16 protein-coding genes are annotated in these 16,888 nt (G+C 69.8%); 5 read left to right on the forward strand and 11 right to left on the reverse strand.

Going from position 1 to position 16,888, the window contains the following annotated elements; genetic code table 11:
* Window positions 1–26: 26 nt before the first annotated feature.
* The 3 genes from ABD164_RS03900 to ABD164_RS03910 all read right to left on the reverse strand — a co-directional run bounded on the left by ABD164_RS03900 (window position 27) and on the right by ABD164_RS03910 (window position 3,169).
* A complete protein-coding gene (locus ABD164_RS03900) occupies window positions 27–398 on the reverse strand; it encodes an FKBP-type peptidyl-prolyl cis-trans isomerase (protein WP_344293644.1) in 372 nt (123 codons plus the stop codon).
* 236 nt (window positions 399–634) lie between these two features.
* Window positions 635–1,753, reverse strand: coding sequence for a PrsW family intramembrane metalloprotease (locus ABD164_RS03905; RefSeq protein WP_344293646.1), 1,119 nt, complete (start codon window positions 1,751–1,753; stop codon window positions 635–637).
* A gap of 9 nt (window positions 1,754–1,762) precedes the next feature.
* On the reverse strand, window positions 1,763–3,169 hold the full coding sequence (locus ABD164_RS03910) for an FAD-binding oxidoreductase (protein ID WP_344293648.1): 1,407 nt from the start codon (window positions 3,167–3,169) through the stop codon (window positions 1,763–1,765).
* Between the two features lie 74 nt (window positions 3,170–3,243).
* On the opposite strand from ABD164_RS03910, the gene ABD164_RS03915 reads away from it, so the two are divergent.
* Both ABD164_RS03915 and ABD164_RS03920 read left to right on the forward strand, forming a co-directional pair.
* Window positions 3,244–4,878: a DNA-3-methyladenine glycosylase 2 family protein gene (locus tag ABD164_RS03915; RefSeq protein ID WP_344293650.1), complete on the forward strand. Its 1,635-nt coding sequence runs from the start codon at window positions 3,244–3,246 to the stop codon at window positions 4,876–4,878.
* A gap of 31 nt (window positions 4,879–4,909) precedes the next feature.
* Window positions 4,910–5,581 (forward strand): FadR/GntR family transcriptional regulator, encoded by a 672-nt coding sequence (locus ABD164_RS03920; protein WP_344293652.1) that lies wholly within the window; start codon window positions 4,910–4,912, stop codon window positions 5,579–5,581.
* 68 nt (window positions 5,582–5,649) lie between these two features.
* On the opposite strand, the gene ABD164_RS03925 is transcribed toward ABD164_RS03920, so the two are convergent.
* The 7 genes from ABD164_RS03925 to ABD164_RS03955 all read right to left on the reverse strand — a co-directional run bounded on the left by ABD164_RS03925 (window position 5,650) and on the right by ABD164_RS03955 (window position 12,995).
* Complete coding sequence (locus ABD164_RS03925) at window positions 5,650–6,639, reverse strand: ABC transporter substrate-binding protein (protein WP_344293654.1); 990 nt, start codon at window positions 6,637–6,639, stop codon at window positions 5,650–5,652.
* A gap of 114 nt (window positions 6,640–6,753) precedes the next feature.
* Window positions 6,754–7,800 carry an ABC transporter permease gene (locus ABD164_RS03930; protein WP_344293656.1) on the reverse strand — a complete coding sequence of 349 codons (1,047 nt, stop codon included), beginning with the start codon at window positions 7,798–7,800 and terminating at the stop codon, window positions 6,754–6,756.
* On the reverse strand, window positions 7,797–9,332 hold the full coding sequence (locus ABD164_RS03935; RefSeq protein WP_344293658.1) for a sugar ABC transporter ATP-binding protein: 1,536 nt from the start codon (window positions 9,330–9,332) through the stop codon (window positions 7,797–7,799). The genes ABD164_RS03930 and ABD164_RS03935 overlap by 4 nt, the downstream gene beginning before the upstream one ends.
* The gene (locus tag ABD164_RS03940) at window positions 9,329–9,769 is read right to left on the reverse strand and encodes an RbsD/FucU family protein (RefSeq protein ID WP_344293661.1); all 441 of its coding nucleotides are present in this window, start codon (window positions 9,767–9,769) and stop codon (window positions 9,329–9,331) included. The genes ABD164_RS03935 and ABD164_RS03940 overlap by 4 nt, the downstream gene beginning before the upstream one ends.
* A 117-nt stretch (window positions 9,770–9,886) precedes the next feature.
* Complete coding sequence (locus ABD164_RS03945) at window positions 9,887–10,729, reverse strand: amidohydrolase family protein (protein ID WP_344293663.1); 843 nt, start codon at window positions 10,727–10,729, stop codon at window positions 9,887–9,889.
* Window positions 10,726–11,694, reverse strand: coding sequence for an aldo/keto reductase (locus tag ABD164_RS03950; RefSeq protein ID WP_344293665.1), 969 nt, complete (start codon window positions 11,692–11,694; stop codon window positions 10,726–10,728). Before ABD164_RS03950 ends, ABD164_RS03945 begins: the two co-directional genes overlap by 4 nt.
* On the reverse strand, window positions 11,691–12,995 hold the full coding sequence (locus tag ABD164_RS03955; RefSeq protein ID WP_344293667.1) for an L-fuconate dehydratase: 1,305 nt from the start codon (window positions 12,993–12,995) through the stop codon (window positions 11,691–11,693). The genes ABD164_RS03950 and ABD164_RS03955 overlap by 4 nt, the downstream gene beginning before the upstream one ends.
* Before the next feature lie 144 nt (window positions 12,996–13,139).
* Between ABD164_RS03955 and ABD164_RS03960 the strand changes: the two genes are divergently transcribed.
* From ABD164_RS03960 to ABD164_RS03970, 3 genes are all read left to right on the forward strand, one after another.
* Complete coding sequence (locus ABD164_RS03960; protein WP_344293669.1) at window positions 13,140–13,988, forward strand: fumarylacetoacetate hydrolase family protein; 849 nt, start codon at window positions 13,140–13,142, stop codon at window positions 13,986–13,988.
* 20 nt (window positions 13,989–14,008) lie between these two features.
* Window positions 14,009–14,767, forward strand: a complete 759-nt coding sequence (locus ABD164_RS03965) for an SDR family NAD(P)-dependent oxidoreductase (protein ID WP_344293671.1) — start codon at window positions 14,009–14,011, stop codon at window positions 14,765–14,767.
* Between the two features lie 84 nt (window positions 14,768–14,851).
* The gene (locus tag ABD164_RS03970; RefSeq protein WP_344293673.1) at window positions 14,852–15,724 is read left to right on the forward strand and encodes a fumarylacetoacetate hydrolase family protein; all 873 of its coding nucleotides are present in this window, start codon (window positions 14,852–14,854) and stop codon (window positions 15,722–15,724) included.
* Here ABD164_RS03970 and ABD164_RS03975 read toward each other — a convergent pair.
* Complete coding sequence (locus ABD164_RS03975) at window positions 15,721–16,842, reverse strand: DNA glycosylase AlkZ-like family protein (protein ID WP_344293675.1); 1,122 nt, start codon at window positions 16,840–16,842, stop codon at window positions 15,721–15,723. The two genes, ABD164_RS03970 and ABD164_RS03975, sit on opposite strands and share 4 nt — an antisense overlap.
* Window positions 16,843–16,888: the final 46 nt, after the last annotated feature.

A 16,888-nucleotide genomic window follows, 5' to 3' on the forward strand; every position in this document is an offset into this window, starting at 1 on the left:
CCCTTCGATGTCTGTGCGTGTCGGGGTCAGCTCACGCCGAGCAGGTCGATCACGAAGATCAGGGTCTTGCCCGACAACTGGTGACCGCCGCCGGCGGGACCGTATGCCTTCTGCGGCGGCACCGTGAGCTTGCGACGGCCGCCGACCTTCATGCCGGGAATGCCCTCTTGCCAGCCGGCGATGAGCGCCTGCAACGGGAAGTTGATCGACTGGCCACGACTCCACGAGGAGTCGAACTCGGCGCCGCTGTCGTACTCGACGCCGAGGTAGTGCACGTCGACCGTCGAGCCTGCGGCGGCCTCGGCACCCTCACCCAGGACGAGGTCTTCGACGACGAGATCGACCGGGGCGGGGCCCTCGGGAGCGTCGATCTCGGGCTTGCTGTTCGTATCGGTCATGGCTCCAGTTGAGCAGATGCCCGGCGCCGTCGCAATCGCAGGACAACCGTCCACCGCCCTCTTGCGCTGACTGCGAACACGTAGCACTCTGGAATTCGAGAACTCGTCGCCCACGTAGCGCTGTCGGCCATGCCACACCACTTGGGCGGCGAGTTTCTTGTCGTGCCACACGACTCGTGTTGCGCCGACCCGGCCGGGCCGAAGCACACGCCGGGTTTCGTGGACCGCCCACCCCATCAGCCGAGCAGTTCGCGGCGAGTGGCGCTCAGCGATGCGAGCAGCGCCTGCTCGTCGGCGACCGCGCGTGCGCCGCCCTGCCCCGACGCGAGCTTCTGACGCGTGAATGCGAGGTGCGTGGCATCGCGGATCAAGCGCCGCATCGGCGCCGTGCGCGGCGGAACCATCGCACCCGCCCATGCCTTCGCCCGGCGCCGGCCCGACGGCGTTGCGAGCATGTCGACCTCGCCGGCGCTCAACCAGCCGGCGGCGGCGTATTCGCCCAGGCGACGCCGCGTGACGCGCACCTCTTCGCGCCGCAGCCACAGGGTGAGCAGCACCGCGGCTATGAAGATCGGCACCTGCACGGTGAAGTAGAGCCCGATCGCATCGGTCGCGAAGACGGCCGAACCGTTCCACAGGGCGTGCAGCAGGGTCGCGCCCAGCAGGCCGAGCAGGAACCAGCCGACCACACCGGCTCCCCCGCCGCGACGCACGCCGAAGCCGATCATGAGACCCGTGCACGCCGTGAACAGCACGTGCGCGAACGGCGAGAAGATGCCTCGGATGACGAACGTCGAGCCGAGGTCTTCGGCGCCGCCCTCGATCAGTGCGACGCTGAAGTAGAGGATGTTCTCGGTGAACGCGAAACCCGCCGCGACGGTCGCCGCGTAGACGAGCCCGTCGACCGGGCCGTCGAAGTGCGCCCGCGAAAAGGCGTAGATGAGCAGCACCCCGAGGCCCTTCGCGATCTCTTCGACGAGTGGCGCCTGGATGACGGCCTGCGCGGCCTCGGCGGCCGCCCCGCCGGTGGCGAACGCCATCGTGAGCTGCACGCCGAGATCGACGACGAGCGCGATGGCGACCGAGACGGCCGCGCCCCAGAGGAACGCGAACCAGAGGGCGCCGACGGGCTCGGGCTCCCACCGGTCGACCCAGCGGATGGCGAGCAGCACGACGACGAGCGGCACCAGCGCGACCAGCGAGCCGACGATGAGCGTCGACACGCCGAGAGTCGAAGCGAGGTAGGCGACGACGCCGAGCCCTATGAGGCCCGCGACGGCGATGCCGACCACCGCGAGGGCGAATCCCCCGCTGCGGGCGCGATAGGGGCGTGGGGCGGGTGCCGTCTGGCTCACGCCCGAAGCTTATCGAGGCGCGGGTGCGGATGCCTCGAACATGACCCCCGGGTTCAGGATTCCGGTGGGATCGAACAGTGCCTTGATGCCGCGTTGCAGTTCGAACGAGTCGTCGCCCAGTTCGTCGGCGAGCCAGCGACGCTTGAGCACACCGACCCCGTGCTCACCGGTGAGCGTGCCGCCGAGGGCGACGGCGGCACGGAACATCTCGTCAGCAGCCTGCCAGATATGCGGTGGCACCTCGTCGCCCGTGTACACGAAGTTCGGGTGCAGGTTGCCGTCGCCGGCGTGCGCGAGCGTGGGGATCTCGATGCCGTGGCGCGCGCCGATCTGCTCGATCTCGCGGAACATCTCGGGCAGGCGCGACCGCGGCACCGCGACGTCTTCGATGAGCACGTTGCCCGATGCGGCGAGCGCGGGGTGCATCGCCCGCCTGATGTCGAGCAGCCGATCACCGGTGGCGTCGTCGGTCGACGTCGAGACGCGCCCGCCCGCGGCCGCGAACCGGGCGGCGATGGCCGCGGCCTCGTCGGCGGCACCCGCGCCGTCGGTCTGCGCGAGCAGGAAGGTCTCGCCGGGCGCGAGCGTCGCGAGCGGCGTGCCTGCCAGCTCGTCGTCGCCGAGGTGCGCGGCGACACGCGCCAGGCCGGCCGCGTCGATCAGCTCGAGCACGGCGGGTCTCAGCCGTGCGGCAGTGACGGCAGCCGATGCCGCGGCCGCGCCGTCGACGTCGGCGAAGACGCCCGCCACCGTGACCGTCGCGCCTGGCATGATCGGCCGCAGCCGCACGGTCGCTTCGACGATGACGCCGAGGGTGCCCTCAGAGCCCGTGAGCAGTGCGGTGAGGTCGTACCCCGTGACGCCCTTCACGGTGCGATGGCCCGTGCGCAGCAGCCGGCCGTCGGCGAGCACGACCGCGAGCCCGAGCACGGCCTCGCGCGTCACGCCGTACTTCGCGCACAGCAGTCCCCCGGCGTTGGTGGCGATGTTGCCGCCGATCGATGAGATCGCGCGGCTCGCGGGGTCGGGTGCGAACCACAGTCCGCGCGCCGCGAGCAGGTCGTTGAGGTCGCCGTTGAGCACGCCCGGCTCGACGACGGCGAGCTCGTCGGCGTCGGAGATCTCGAGGACGCGGTTCATGCGCGAGAGGTCGAGCACGATCGCGCCGGGGCTCGCGATGGCCCCGCCGGCGAGGCCGGTGCCCGCCCCGCGCGGCACGACGGGCGTGCCGGTGGCGTGGGCGATGCGCATGACGGCCTGAACCTCGTCGACGGATGTCGCGAGCACGACCGCGATCGGCAGGCTCGCGCTGCGCCACCCCGAGCGGTCGTCACGGGTCGCCTCGAGCGCGTCGGGATCGGTGGTCACGGATGCTCCGAGGGCATCTTGCAGGCGGGCGACGACGGTGTGCGACATCCATCAACACTATCGACGGCGGTCGTGTCCGATTTCCGCCGCCGAGTGTCTGCGGCGCGTGCAAGGCTGGGAACATGACGCAGACCGCACTCGCCCCCGTGACCGGTCGGCACCGGCACGGTGATCCCCTCGCCGACCCCGTGTTCGCCGAACGCTACCGTGCCATGCGTGCGCGCGACGCACGGTTCGACGGGCAGTTCATCACGGGCGTGCACTCGACCGGCATCTACTGCCGCCCGAGCTGCCCGGCCGTCTCACCCAAGCCCACGAACGTGAGCTTCTACCTCACGGCCGCCGCCGCGCACGAGGCGGGGCTGCGGGCCTGCAAGCGCTGCCTGCCCGACGCCGTGCCCGGTTCGCCCGAGTGGGACCTGCGCGACGACCTGGCGGCACGGGCCATGCGGCTCATCGCCGACGGCGTCGTCGAGCGCGAGGGCGTGCCCGGGCTCGCTGCGCGGCTCGGGTACACCACCCGCCACCTCACCCGCGTGGTCACTGCCGAGCTCGGTGCGGGGCCGCTCGCGCTCGCACGCGCGCACCGCGCACAGACGGCCCGGGTGCTGCTCACGAGCACGGCGATGCCCGCGGCCGACGTCGCGTTCGCCTCGGGTTTCGGCAGCGTGCGCCAGTTCAATGAGACGATCCGCGAGGTCTACGACCGCAGCCCGCTCGAGCTGCGGGCCGCGGCTCGTGTGCGCGAGCGGGTGGCGCACCGCCCCCGTACCATCGCACCGGCGTCGGGGGCCGTGCACCTGCGGCTCCCCGCCCGAGCCCCGTTCGACGCCGCAGGGGTGTTCGCCTGGCTCGAGGCGCGCGCCGTCGATGGCATCGAGTCCGCCGGTCCCGGCCGCTTCCGGCGCACGCTGCGGCTTCCCGGCGGGCCGGCACTCGTCGAGCTCAGCGCAGGCGCCGACGCAGATTCCCCCGCCATCGAGGTCGACGCACGGCTCGCGAGCCTCGCCGACCTGCCCCCGCTCGTCGCCCGGGTGCGTCGACTGTTCGACCTCGACGCCGATGCGGTGGCGATCGACGACGTGCTCGGCGCCGATCCGGTGCTCGCCCCGTCGGTCGCGGCAAGGCCGGGCATCCGGGTCCCGGGCTGTCTCGATCCGCATGAACTCGTGTTCCGCGCACTCATCGGGCAGCAGATCTCGGTGAAGGCCGCGCGCACGGCGCTCTCGCGCCTCGCCGCCGAACTCGGCGACCGTATCGGCGCCGATCAGGGCGGCGTCGATCAGGTCGGCGTCGATCAGGTCGGCGTCGACCGCCTCGACGACTCCGGGCGACCGGGCGGCCAGGCCCCTGCTGTGCCGGCTCCGCACCTGTTGTTCCCCACGGCCGCGGCCATCGCCGAGCACGGCGCCGAGGTGCTGCGGGGCCCTGCCGCCCGTGTGCGCACGATCGTCGACGTCGCCCGTCGGCTCGACTCGGGCGAACTCGTCGTCGCTCCCGAGCGCGAACGCGAAGACCTGCGACTCGACCTCCTCGAGGTGCCCGGCATCGGTCCGTGGACGGCGGGTTACGTCTCCATGCGCGTCACACGCGCACCCGACGTGCTGCTCACGGGCGACCTCGCGCTGCGCAACGGCGCAGCGCGCCTCGGCCTGCCCGGCACTGCAGCTGAGCTCGACGCCCTCGGCTCGCGCTGGGCCCCCTGGCGCAGCTACGCCTCAATGCACCTCTGGCGCGCCGCGAGCGCAGAGGTCTGATGTTTTCGATTCGGCGCGATACGATGCAGCCATGGCGGTCACCGACGAAGCGATTCTGCGCATCAAAGAGATGATCCTCGCCGGCGAGCTCGCCCCCGGCGACCGGCTTCCCCCCGAGAAGGAGCTCAGCGAACGGCTCGGACTCTCCCGCAGTTCCCTCCGCGAAGCGGTGAAGGCCCTCGAAGTCATTCGGGTGCTCGATGTGCGACGCGGTGACGGCACCTACGTCACGAGCCTCGAACCCCGCCTGCTCCTCGAGGCGATGTCATTCGTCGTCGACCTCCACGACGACCAGTCGGTGCTCGAGATCTTCGCGGTGCGGCGCATCCTCGAGCCGGCCGCGGCTGCGCTGGCCGCACGCAACGCAGACGCTGCCGCGCTCGAGCACCTTCGTGAAGTCGTGACGAGCGTCGACGACGCGACCGACGTCGAGGGACTCGTCGCCCACGATCTCGAGTTCCACCGCGGTATTGCCGAATCCACCGGCAACAGCTACCTGGCGAGTCTCATCGACTCCCTGTCGAGCCACACGGTGCGTGCCCGCGTCTGGCGGGGCATCACCCAGGAGAACGCGGTCGAACGCACGCTTCAGGAGCACCACGCCATCCTCGATGCGATCGCCGCCGACGACCCCGACCTCGCGTCGGCCCTCACCGTCGTGCACGTGAGCGGTGTCGAGCAGTGGCTCCGCTCGGCGCTCTGAGCTGAACCGCGGCTCGAACACGCCGAAGGGGCGCCGGCCGCAGCCGACGCCCCGTGACCTTCGATTGCCTACTCGTAGAGCACGGCCTGGATCTCGTCATCGTCGATCTTCGACGCGTCGTACCAGTAGAAGCCCGTGTCGATCGTCTCGGGCAGGTCCTCGCCGCTGATGGCGGCGACGGCGGCCTTGACGGTCTCGTAGCCGATGCCGACAGGGTTCTGCGTGATCGCGCCGATCAGGAGGCCGTCGCGGATCGCGTCCATCTGCGCCTTGCCCGAGTCGAAGCCGACGACTGCGAGGGTCGCGGGGTCGACGCCGAGTTCCTTGACCGCCTGCACGACGCCGATAGCCGAGCCCTCGTTCGAGCCGTAGATGCCCTTGAGGTCGGGGTGGGCCGCGATGATCGCCTTGGCGAGGTCGGCCGACTTCGCCTGGTCGCCCCCGCCGTACTGGATGTCGACGATCTCGATGTTCGGCTCGTTCTCCTCCATGTACGACACGAATCCGTCGCGTCGCTGCTGGCCGGTGACCGAGGTCTGGTCGTGTACGACGAGCGCGACCTTGCCCTCGTTGCCGATCGCGTCAGCCATGTGCTTGGCCGCCTCGGCAGCGGCGGCGAGGTTGTCGGTCGCGGCCGTCGTGAGCGGGATGTCGCTCTCGACGCCCGAGTCGAACGCGATGACCGGGATGTTCGAATCGCTCGCCTGCTGCAGCAGTGGGCTGGCAGCCTGGCTGTCGAGAGCGGCGAGGCCGATCGCGGCCGGGCTCTTGTCGAGCGCGGTCTGCAGCATCTGGATCTGCTGGTCGACGTCGGCCTCGGTGTCAGGGCCCTCGAAGGTGACCTCGACGTCGAACTCCTCGGCCGCCTGCTCGGCGCCCGTCTTCACGGCCTGCCAGAACTGGTGCTGGAAGCCCTTCGAGATGAGGGCGACGTAAGGCTTGTCGCCGCTCGCGTCGCCGCCCGTTCCCTGGTCTCCGCCGTCGCTCGCGCAGCCGGCGAGGATGAGGGCCGCGGCGACGACGCCGACGACGGCGCCCATCGTGCGCTTCTTGAACATGATCACTCCTTGGTGTTTTCGGTTGGTGTGCGTATGGTTCGGGTTCTGCTGGGTGATGCTGGGTAGTGCGGATGATTCGGGTGGAGCAGTCGGGTCCGGGTCCCCGGAGTTCGCTCAGGCGCGGCGACGTCGCAGCATGTCGAGATAGACGGCCACCAGGATGACGATGCCGACCGCGACCGACTGCCACTCCTGCGGGACCGAAATGATGCGCAGGCCGTTGGTGAGCACCGCCATGATGAGGGCGCCGATCACCGTGCCGACGATCGAGCCCTTGCCGCCCTGGAGCGACGTGCCGCCGATGACGACGGCCGCGATGGCCTCGAGTTCGAGGCCCATGCCGCCCGTCGGCTGCGCCGACGAGAGACGCGATGCGCTCAGCACACCGGCGAGCCCGACGAAGAGGCCGGAGACCGTGTAGATGATGATCTTCCAACGTCGCACGTTCACGCCGGAGAGCGCGGTCGCCGCCTCGTTCGATCCGATCGAGAACGTGTAGCGGCCGAGGATCGTCCTCGACAGCAGCACCGCCGCGACGATGATCATGACGATGAAGATGGCGACACCGAGCGGGAACCGCATGCCCGGGATGATCGACAGGTTCATGATCGACTGGAAGTCGGGCGTCTCAGTGAAATAGATCGGCTTGGTGCCCGAGATGACGAGCGAGAGCCCGGCGGCGATGAGCATCATGCCGAGCGTCGCGATGAACGGCGGGATGCCGAACACTGAGATGTTCACGCCGTTCACGAGGCCGATGAGCGCACCGAACAGGATGGTCGCGGTGACGCCTGCCCAGAGCGGCCAGCCGAGGTACGTGAGGAATACGCCCGCCATGACGCCGCAGAGCACCATGCCGGTGCCGATCGACAGGTCGATGCCGCCCGTGATGATGACGAACGTCGTGCCGAGGGCGAGGATGCCGGTGACGGTCGCCGCGGTGAGGATCGAGACGAGGTTGTTCGTGGTGAAGAAGTGCGGACTCAGGAACGAGAACACCGCGACGATGACGATGAGGCTCGCGAAGGCGAGCAGCTGCTGCAGCGAGCCGCGCAGCCACGCCATGCGGGGCCGGCCGGCGTCGATCGCGGTGTAGGCGCTCGTCGACGGCGTCGGCGCCGCCTGGTTGCCGGAATCCGGTTTCGTCGTGGTCGGGCTCATCGTGCGATCGTTCCTTCACTTGAGAATTGCGTTGCGTAGTCCATGAGGTTCTCTTGGGTGGCTTCGGCGTTGTCGAGCACGGCCGTGAGCCGGCCCTCGGCCATCACGGCGATGCGGTCGGAGAGCCGCAGCACTTCGGGCAGTTCGGATGAGATCATCACGATGGCTTTGCCCTCGTCGGCGAGCTTGCGCAGGAGCGCGTAGATCTCTTCTTTCGCACCAACGTCGATCCCGCGGGTGGGCTCGTCGAAGATGAGCACGTCGCAGTCCTTCACGAGCCACTTCGCGATGACGACCTTCTGCTGGTTGCCGCCGGAGAGATTGCGCACGAGCTGCGCCGTGGAGGGTGTCTTGATTCGCAGCTTCTCGACGAACTCGCGCCCGGTCGTCTCGATGAGGCCGTCGCGGACGAAGCCGAGGCCCGAGACGTAGTCGCGCAGCGAGGAGAGCACGATGTTCTCGCGCACGCTGCGCTCGAGCAGGACCCCGAGCTGCTTGCGGTCCTCGGAGAGGTAGCCGATGCCGAGCTTCGCCGCCTCGGCGGGGCTCGAGATGGCTACCTCGCGGCCGCGAACCAGGATCTGCCCCGACTCGCGCCGGTCGGCGCCGACGATCGCCCGGGCGACCTCGGTACGGCCGGCGCCCATCAGGCCGGCGAAGCCGAGGATCTCCCCGGCGTGGACATCGAAGCTGACGTCGCGGAGCAGGTGCTTCGTCGAGAGCCCGCGCACCGAGAGCACGGGTGCGCCGTCGGGATGACTCGGAGCCGGACGTTGCTCGCCCGAGATCTCCCTCCCGACCATGAGCGCGATGATCTCCTTCGGCTCGGTCTCCGCGGTCACCCTGGTGCCCACGTAACGCCCGTCGCGCAGCACGGTGATCCTGTCGGAGACGCGCGAGAGCTCCTCCATGCGGTGCGAGATGTAGATCACGCCCGTCTCAGGACTGCGGAACCGTCCGATGAGCTCGAACAGCACATCGACTTCGGCGTCGTTCAGCGCCGCGGTCGGCTCGTCCATGATGAGCACCTTCGCGTCGAACGACAGCGCCTTCGCGATCTCGACCATCTGCTGCTTCGCCACCGTGAGCTGCTCGACGCGCTGAGCGGGGTCGAGCGCGAGTCCGAGCCGATCGAACAGGTCCTGAGCGCGACGGTTGAGCGTTCGATCGTCGAGGAAGAGCCCACCCCGCCGCTCTTCGCGCCCGATGAAGATGTTCTGGGCGACGGTGAGGTCGGGCATCAGGTTGAACTCCTGGTGGATGATCGAGATCCCGAGCTCCTGTGCATGACGGGGTCCCTCGATCGTGAGTTCCTCGCCGTTCAGGCGGAACGTTCCGGCATCGGGCGTGTAGATGCCCGCGAGCAGCTTCATGAGCGTCGACTTGCCGGCGCCGTTCTCGCCGACGAGGGCGAGCACCTCGCCGTGCCGCAGTTCGAGTCGAACGTCGGCGAGTGCCTGCACGCCGGGGAACCCCTTGCTCACTCCCTCGACGTCGAGAAGCGCGCTCGCCGCGCCCGGTCGTGCGGTCATTCTGCTGCTCCCGCCTGCTCGTAGCGGTTCACGACGCCCTTGCGGAGGATGAGGTTGCCGTAGGGGCGAAGCTCGCCCGTGCGCACGATCAGCTGTGCCGCCGCTGCGCGCTCGTAGAAGTCGAACCGCTCCAGCTCGCCGACGCGGTCGGCGGCGACGACTGCCGTCGCCACGAGCTCCTGCTGCACGGGCAGGCGTGCACCTCCCTCGGCTGCCATGAGCAGCACCGAGGCACCTTCGTAGGCATCGAGCGGCACGACCGTTCGGATCGCCCCGACGACATCGGCCGCCGCGAGTCCCGCCAGCTCGACGACCGTGCCGCCGATTCGATGGGCGGGGAAGTTGGCGTCGGCCACGACGAGCTCGTCGCCGTGCCCGAGCCGATCGAGGGCGGCGAGCAGTTCGCCGCCGAGGATCGGGTGGATGCCACTCAGCACGTTCGCCTCTCTTCCTTGAGAATTCGGATCAAGTATAGGTATTCATCCGATGTTTCGGAACCACAAGATTCCGTTCTTACAGTTTTCCCGCAATGTCGGCATCATCGGTCTGATCATTCACACGCGATACACCCGCGCTGCGGTGCCGCCGAGCACCGCCGCACGTTCGTCGGCACCGAGTTGGTCGATGCATCCGCGCATGACGTCCCAGGTCGGAACGTACCCGCCGTGCGGCACCGACATCGGCCAGTCGCCGCCGTACAACAGGCGATCGGGGCCGAACGCCTCGAGTGCGATCTCCCAGAGCGGCTGCACCGTGGCGGCTCCGAACTGCGTGTCCGGCAGCTGCAGGCCCGAGAACTTCGCGACCGTGTTCGGCAACTCCGCCACGGCCTCGAGCTCTCGACGCCACGCTGCGAAGTCATCGCGGCCGACCGGCGGCTTCGCGAGATGGTCGATCACGACCGTGAGCTCGGGAATCGCCCGGGCGATCCGCCCGGCGCCGCCGAGGTGCCGCGGCCAGGCATCGGGAACATCGAATGCGAGCCCGTGCTCCGCGACCTCGGTGAGCGAGGCGCGTACCTCGGGCAGGTCGAGGAACTCGTCGCGCGGATCGTCGTGCACGAGATGACGGATGCCGCGGAGCGCCGGTTCGCCCACGAACGCCTCGAGGGCGGCTCGTGCGGCGGCCGAGTCGTCGAGCCGCACCCAGCCCACGACGCCGAGGACCCAATCGTGGCGAGCCGCGACATCCAGCATGAAGGTCGTGTCTGCCGAAGAGTCCTCGGCCTGCACGAGGATCGCCGCGTCGATGCCGGCGGCATCGAGTTCGGCCCGCGCTGCATCGGGCCCGAAGTCCGCGTACAACGACCCGAGCTCCGGGGTGATCCATGCGTAGTCGCTGACGCCGCGATCCCAGAGGTGCAGGTGCGCGTCGATCGTGGGCGTTGCGGCGGTCATGGCACGAGCCCCGCGTCTCGGAGCCGCGACCAGAACCCGTCGGGCAGCGGCATGCCCACGCGCGCGATGTTCTGCGCGATGTCGGCGGAACTGGCCGATCCCACGACGACCGAGCGAACGGCGGGATGTTCGAGGGGGTACTGCAGCGCGGCGACCGGAAGCTCGACGCCCTCTGCACGGCACGCGTCCGCCAGCCGCTGCGCATGCGCGAGCACCCCGGCCGGCACCGCTCGGTAGTTGTAGCGCCCGGAGTCCCCCGGCGTCGACGTGGCGAGCAGGCCCGAGTTGAACACGGCCGCAGCCACGACGCCGACGCCGCGCTCCTCGCAGGCCGGCAGCAGTTCTGCGAGCGCGGGCTGCTCGAGCAGCGTGTAGCGTCCCGCGATCATCACGAGGTCGAGGTCGCCCTCGCGCACGGCGCGTGTCGCGGCATCCGCGCTGTTCGTGCCGATCCCGATCGCCCGGACGACGCCCTCGTCGCGGAGCTTCGCGAGGGCCGGCAGCCCTTCGGCCAGACCGCGATCGAGATCGTAGGCATCGGGATCGTGCAGGAACGCGATGTCGATGCGATCGAGTGCGAGGCGCTCGAGCGACTCCTCGACGCTCCGCCTGACGCCCGACTCGCTCGGGTCGAAGCGACGCACGGTGCGGTTCGGCACGGCGAAGTCGAAGGCCATGTCATCGCCGCCCGAGAAGTCGGGATTCGGGTCGAGTACTCGCCCGACCTTCGTCGAGATGACGAAATCATCACGAGGCTTCTCGGCGAGGAACGCGCCGAGCCGGCGCTCGGAGAGCCCGAGACCGTAATGGGGCGCCGTGTCGAAGTAGCGGATGCCGCCGTCCCACGCAGCGGCGAGCGCGGCATCCGACTGCGCGTCACTCACTTCACGGTAGAGGTTGCCGATCGACGCGGCACCGTAGCCGAGCGACCCGAGTCGCTCCGCCGACGTGACGGTGACGGTCATGCCGGCACCCGTCCGACGTGCGCTCCCCGCCAGGTGAACGCGTCGACGGATGCCGCGAGCATCTCGGTGCCCGCGCCCGGCGCCGTCGGGATGACGTAGCGACCGCGCCTGACGGCGGCCGGGGTGACGAAGTGCTCGTGGAGGTGGTCGACGAATTCGATCATGCGTCCGTCCATCGTGCCGGAAAGCGCGACGTAGTCGAACATCGAGAGGTGCTGCACGGCCTCGCAGAGGCCGACGCCGCCGGCGTGGGGGCATACCGGCACACCGAACTTCGCGGCGAGCAGGAGATTCGCGATGTTCTCGTTCACGCCGCCGACACGGGTGGCGTCGATCTGCATGACATCCATCCCACCCGCCTGGAGGAGCTGCTTGAACACGATGCGGTTCTGCACGTGCTCACCGGTCGCGACGCGGATCGGCGCGATGGCGCGGGAGATCGCCGCGTGGCCGAGCACGTCGTCGGGGCTTGTCGGCTCCTCGATCCAGACCGGATCGAACTCGGCGAGTGCGTTCACCCACTCGATCGCCGCGCCGACGTCCCATCGCTGGTTGGCGTCGATCGCGATCGGGAAGTCGGGGCCGACGGTGGCCCGCGCGATCGCGAACCTGCGACGGTCGTCGGCGAGGTCGGCCCCGACCTTGAGCTTGATCTGGGGGTAGCCGTCGGCCACGGCCTCGCGGCAGAGCCGCTCGAGCTTCTCATCGGAGTACCCGAGCCAGCCCGGCGTCGTCGTGTACGCCGGGTATCCCTGCTCGAGCAGCTGCGCGGTGCGCTCGGCGCGTCCGGGCTCGGCGGCGCGGAAGAGCTCGACCGCCTCACCCGGGGTGATCGCATCGGTGAGGTACCGGAAGTCCACGAGCGCGACCAGCTCGTCGGGGGACATTCCGGCGAGCAGTTGCCACAGCGGTAGCCCGGCACGCTTGGCCTTGAGGTCCCACAGGGCGTTGACGGCCGCGCCGATCGCCATGTGCATGACGCCCTTCTCGGGGCCCAGCCAGCGCAGTTGCGAGTCGTGGGCGAGCAGTCGCCACGCCGAACCCATGTCACCGAGCAGGGCTTCGACGTCCTGGCCGAGCAAGTGCCCGCGGAGCGTGTCGAGCGCGGCGACCTGCACGTCGTTGCCGCGCCCGATGGTGAAGACGAAGGCGTGGCCTTCGAGGCCGTCCGCGGCATCCGTTCGGATCGTCAGGTACGCCGCCGAGTAGTCGGGGTCTGGGTTCATGGCGTCCGACCCATCGAGTTCGAGGGAGGTGGGGAAGCGGATGTCCCGGGTCTCAACACTGACGATCGTGCTCATGGCGTCCTTTCGTGGCGACCTCGAGCATAAACATCGGATGTCTACGCTGTCAACTCCCGAATGTTGTGCAAGAATCGTGGCTGAATCCGGCTCGCGCACACGAAAGCTCAGATGTTCGCGCAGGCACCGATGGAGAGGACCAGCATGAGATTCGCCCGCCTCGGCGCAGCAGGCGCCGAGATCCCCGTCGTCGTCGACGGTGACCGAACCCTCGACCTCCGCGGGATCACCGCCGACATCGACGGCGTGTTCCTGGGTGGCGACGGCGTCGTCCGGGCCCGCGCCGCGCTCGAGGCCGGCGAACTGACCGAGGTCACCGGCATCGACGGCCTGCGGATCGGAGCTCCCATCGCACGGCCCTCGGCGGTCTACTGCATCGGCATGAACTACGCCGCACACGCCGCCGAGTCGGGCTCCGAGCCGCCGACCCGGCTCGTGATGTTCATGAAGTCGCCGAACGCGGTCGTCGGCCCGTACGACGACGTGGCAATCCCACGCAACAGCACGAAGACCGACTGGGAGGTCGAGCTCGGCGTCGTCATCGGCGTCCGTGCGAGCTACCTCGACTCCCCCGCCGACGCCGCCGCGCACATCGCCGGGTACGTCGTCGCGAACGACCTGTCCGAACGCGACTGGCAGATCGCCGAGTCCGGCGGGCAGTGGAGCAAGGGCAAGAGCGCACCCGGATTCTGCCCCACGGGGCCATGGCTCGTCACCGGCGATGAGGTGGACGCCGGCGACCTGCGACTGCGCAGTTTCGTGAACGGCGAGCCGCGCCAGGACTCGCGCACCAGTGATCTCATCTTCGACATCGAGACGATCATCTGGCAGCTCAGCCAGGTGCTCGCCCTCGAGCCTGGAGACCTCGTGCTCACCGGCACCCCCGAGGGCGTCGCCCTCTCCGGCCGATTCCCGTACCTCGCGCCCGGCGACGTCGTCGAGCTCGAGATCGACGGCCTCGGCCGCCAACGCCAGCAATACCTCCCCGCGTGACCTCGAAAGGACCCAGCACCATGAGCCAGGACTTCACCGGCCTCGTCGCGATCGTCACCGGCGGGGCATCCGGCATCGGCGCCGCCATCGCGAAGCACCTGCAAGACGGCGGCGCGCGCGTGGCCGTCTTCGACCTGCAACCCGAGGCCGCGACCCACGCCGACCTCGCCGTCGCCGTCGACGTGGCCGACGACACGAGCGTGCGCGCCGGCGTCGACCGCGTCGCCGCCGAGTTCGGCGGCATCGACATCCTCGTGAACAACGCGGGGATCGGCGCCCAGGGCAACGTCGAGGCGAACTCCGACGACGAGTGGCACCGAGTGCTCGACATCAACGTGGTCGGCATGGCGCGCGTGAGTCGTGCGGCACTCCCCCACTTGCGCGACTCCCCCGCGGCCGCGATCGTGAACACCTCGTCGATCGCCGCGACCGCCGGGCTTCCCGAGCGCGCACTGTACAGCGCGAGCAAGGGCGCGGTCGCCGCCCTCACCCGCGCGATGGCCGCCGACCACCTGCGCGAGGGCATCCGGGTGAATGCCGTCGATCCGGGCACCGCGGACACGCCCTGGATCGGCCGCCTGCTCGACTCGGCGCCCGACCCCGCTGCCGAGCGCGCCGCCCTCGAGGCTCGCCAACCTCACGGTCGCCTCGTGTCCGCCGACGAAGTGGCAGCGGCCGTCGCCTACCTGGCCAGTCCTGCCGCAGGTTCCACTACCGGCGTTGCGCTCGCGGTCGACGGCGGAATGCGCGAGCTGCGACTCCGGCCGCAATCACAGTAGGTTGTCGACGCGAGCACGTCGCCTCGCCAGTTCGTTGTACACCTCCCACACAGGTTGCGCAGATGTGCCCGATAGCCTAGAGAGGTGAAGTTCGCGCACCTGAGAGCCGAAGGCCAGACGATCCCTCGACTCGCGGTGGTCCGGGGCGAATCGGCGCTCTTCCTCGACGATGTGATGCCCGAGGCGCCGCGCGATCTGCAAGACCTCATCGAGCGCGGCCCGCACGGACTCGACGCCGTCCGTGAGGTCGTCGATGCGCGCGGCGACTCCGCCCAGCCCACGCCGGTCGCCGACCTGCGCCACTCCTCCGCAGTGCTCCGGCCCGCACAGGTGCTCGCCATCGGCGCCAACTACGCCGCCCACGCCTCCGAGTTGAAGCTGCGCTCCGAGACCGCGATGACGGTGTTCTCGCTGTGGCCGAACTCGCTCACGGCGCACGGCGCCACCACCACCTGGCCCGGCGACCTCGCCACGCAGGTCGACTACGAGGCCGAGCTCGGCGTGATCATGGGCAGGCCCGCTCGCGGCGTGCACGCCCGCGACGCGCTCGACTACGTGTGGGGCTACACGGTCGTCAACGACATCACCGCGCGCGATATCCAGTTCAGCGAGGCGCAGTGGTCGCGCTGCAAGTCGTTCGACGGCTTCACCCCCACCGGCCCGGTCGTCGTCACCGCCGACGAGATCGCCGACCCGCAAGACCTCTGGCTCACGACGAACCTCGACGGCCATATCCTGCAAGACGCTTCGACCAACGAGATGGTGCGCCCCGTCGCCGACATCATCGCCTACCTCTCCCGCTCGGCGACGATTCCGCCGGGCACGCTCATCTCGACGGGTAGTCCCGGGGGCGCGGGCTACTCGCGCAACCCCCAGGTGTTCCTGCGCGACGGCTCGACGGTGACCGTCACCATCGAGGGCATCGGGTCGCTCACCACGCACTGCCGCGTCGTCTAGCGACGACGCGGCGCACGCGGCATCCCGGTGTCGACCCCGAGCCCGAGCCACCGCCCGAGCGCCTCGACCTCGTCGTCGACCGCGCGCCGCAGCGCGGGGCCGAACGGCTCGTCCTCATGGATCGCGTGCACGACGAGCATTCCCGCCGCCCGGTCTGCAGCGGCGTCGAGCTTTCCGACGAGGCGATCGCCGTGCAGGATCGGCAGCGCGTAGTAGCCCCACTGCCGCTTCGCCGCAGGCTTGTACATCTCGAGCGCATAGTCGAAGCCGAACAGCTCGAGCGTGCGCTTGCGGTCGTGGATGAGCCGGTCAAACGGCGAGAGCAGCGCCGTGCGACCCTCGAACGGATGCTCCCGCACGGCGGCGAGCACCCTCGGATCGACCTGCCAGGTGCCCTTCACGCCGTCGACGACCGCGGGCTCACCGGTGTCGCCGACGTCGTTGGGCTCGTTCGGCGTCCGGGCCGACTTCGACCGGGCGATGCCCAGCGCGCCGAGCCGGCGCTCGTCGCGCCGGCGCCGCGCGTCCTCGGGATCGAGGGCCTCCAGCCCCGCGGGATAGACCCGCTCCGGGACATCCCACACCCGCTCGCGGCCGCGTCGGCCGGCGATGGCGACATCGCCGCGCATCGCAAGCAGCTCGAGCATCTGGGTGACATGCCGCTCGGTGGTCCAGCCGCTCGAGGCCCAGGACACGGTCGACGTGTCGGGGATCTCCTTGGACGGCAGCGGCCCCGACCGCTCGAGGAGCGCAGCGACGTCCCGTGCGAACCCCTCGTTCGCGGTGAACCATCGTTGCACGGTGTCCGTGCTCGCCCACGGGGTGAACATCCCGCGGTACAGCGGGAGATCCGACATCGGGCGGATCATCGCGGTGAGCTCGACGAGAGTGCGGTCGATCTCGAGCGCGCTCGTGAGGTGCTCGGGCCGGTAGGCTTCGCCGAGCCGGCTCCACGCGACGAGGTCGGCGCTGGGTGCGATCGCCGCGATCGGATCGACCTGCAGCACGGTGAGGTCGTGCACGAGCCCGACGACGTCGAACGGGCGATCGGCGGTCAGCCGTTGTGCGGTGATCGCGATGCGGCGGGCCTCGCCGAGGGCGAGCCGATGCGGCTCCATGCGATCGACCCTATCGGCTCGATGAGCTGCGTACCGGCCCGCGGTG

The organism is Agromyces neolithicus, from assembly GCF_039529735.1.
In the GTDB taxonomy this organism is placed as follows: domain Bacteria; phylum Actinomycetota; class Actinomycetes; order Actinomycetales; family Microbacteriaceae; genus Agromyces; species Agromyces neolithicus.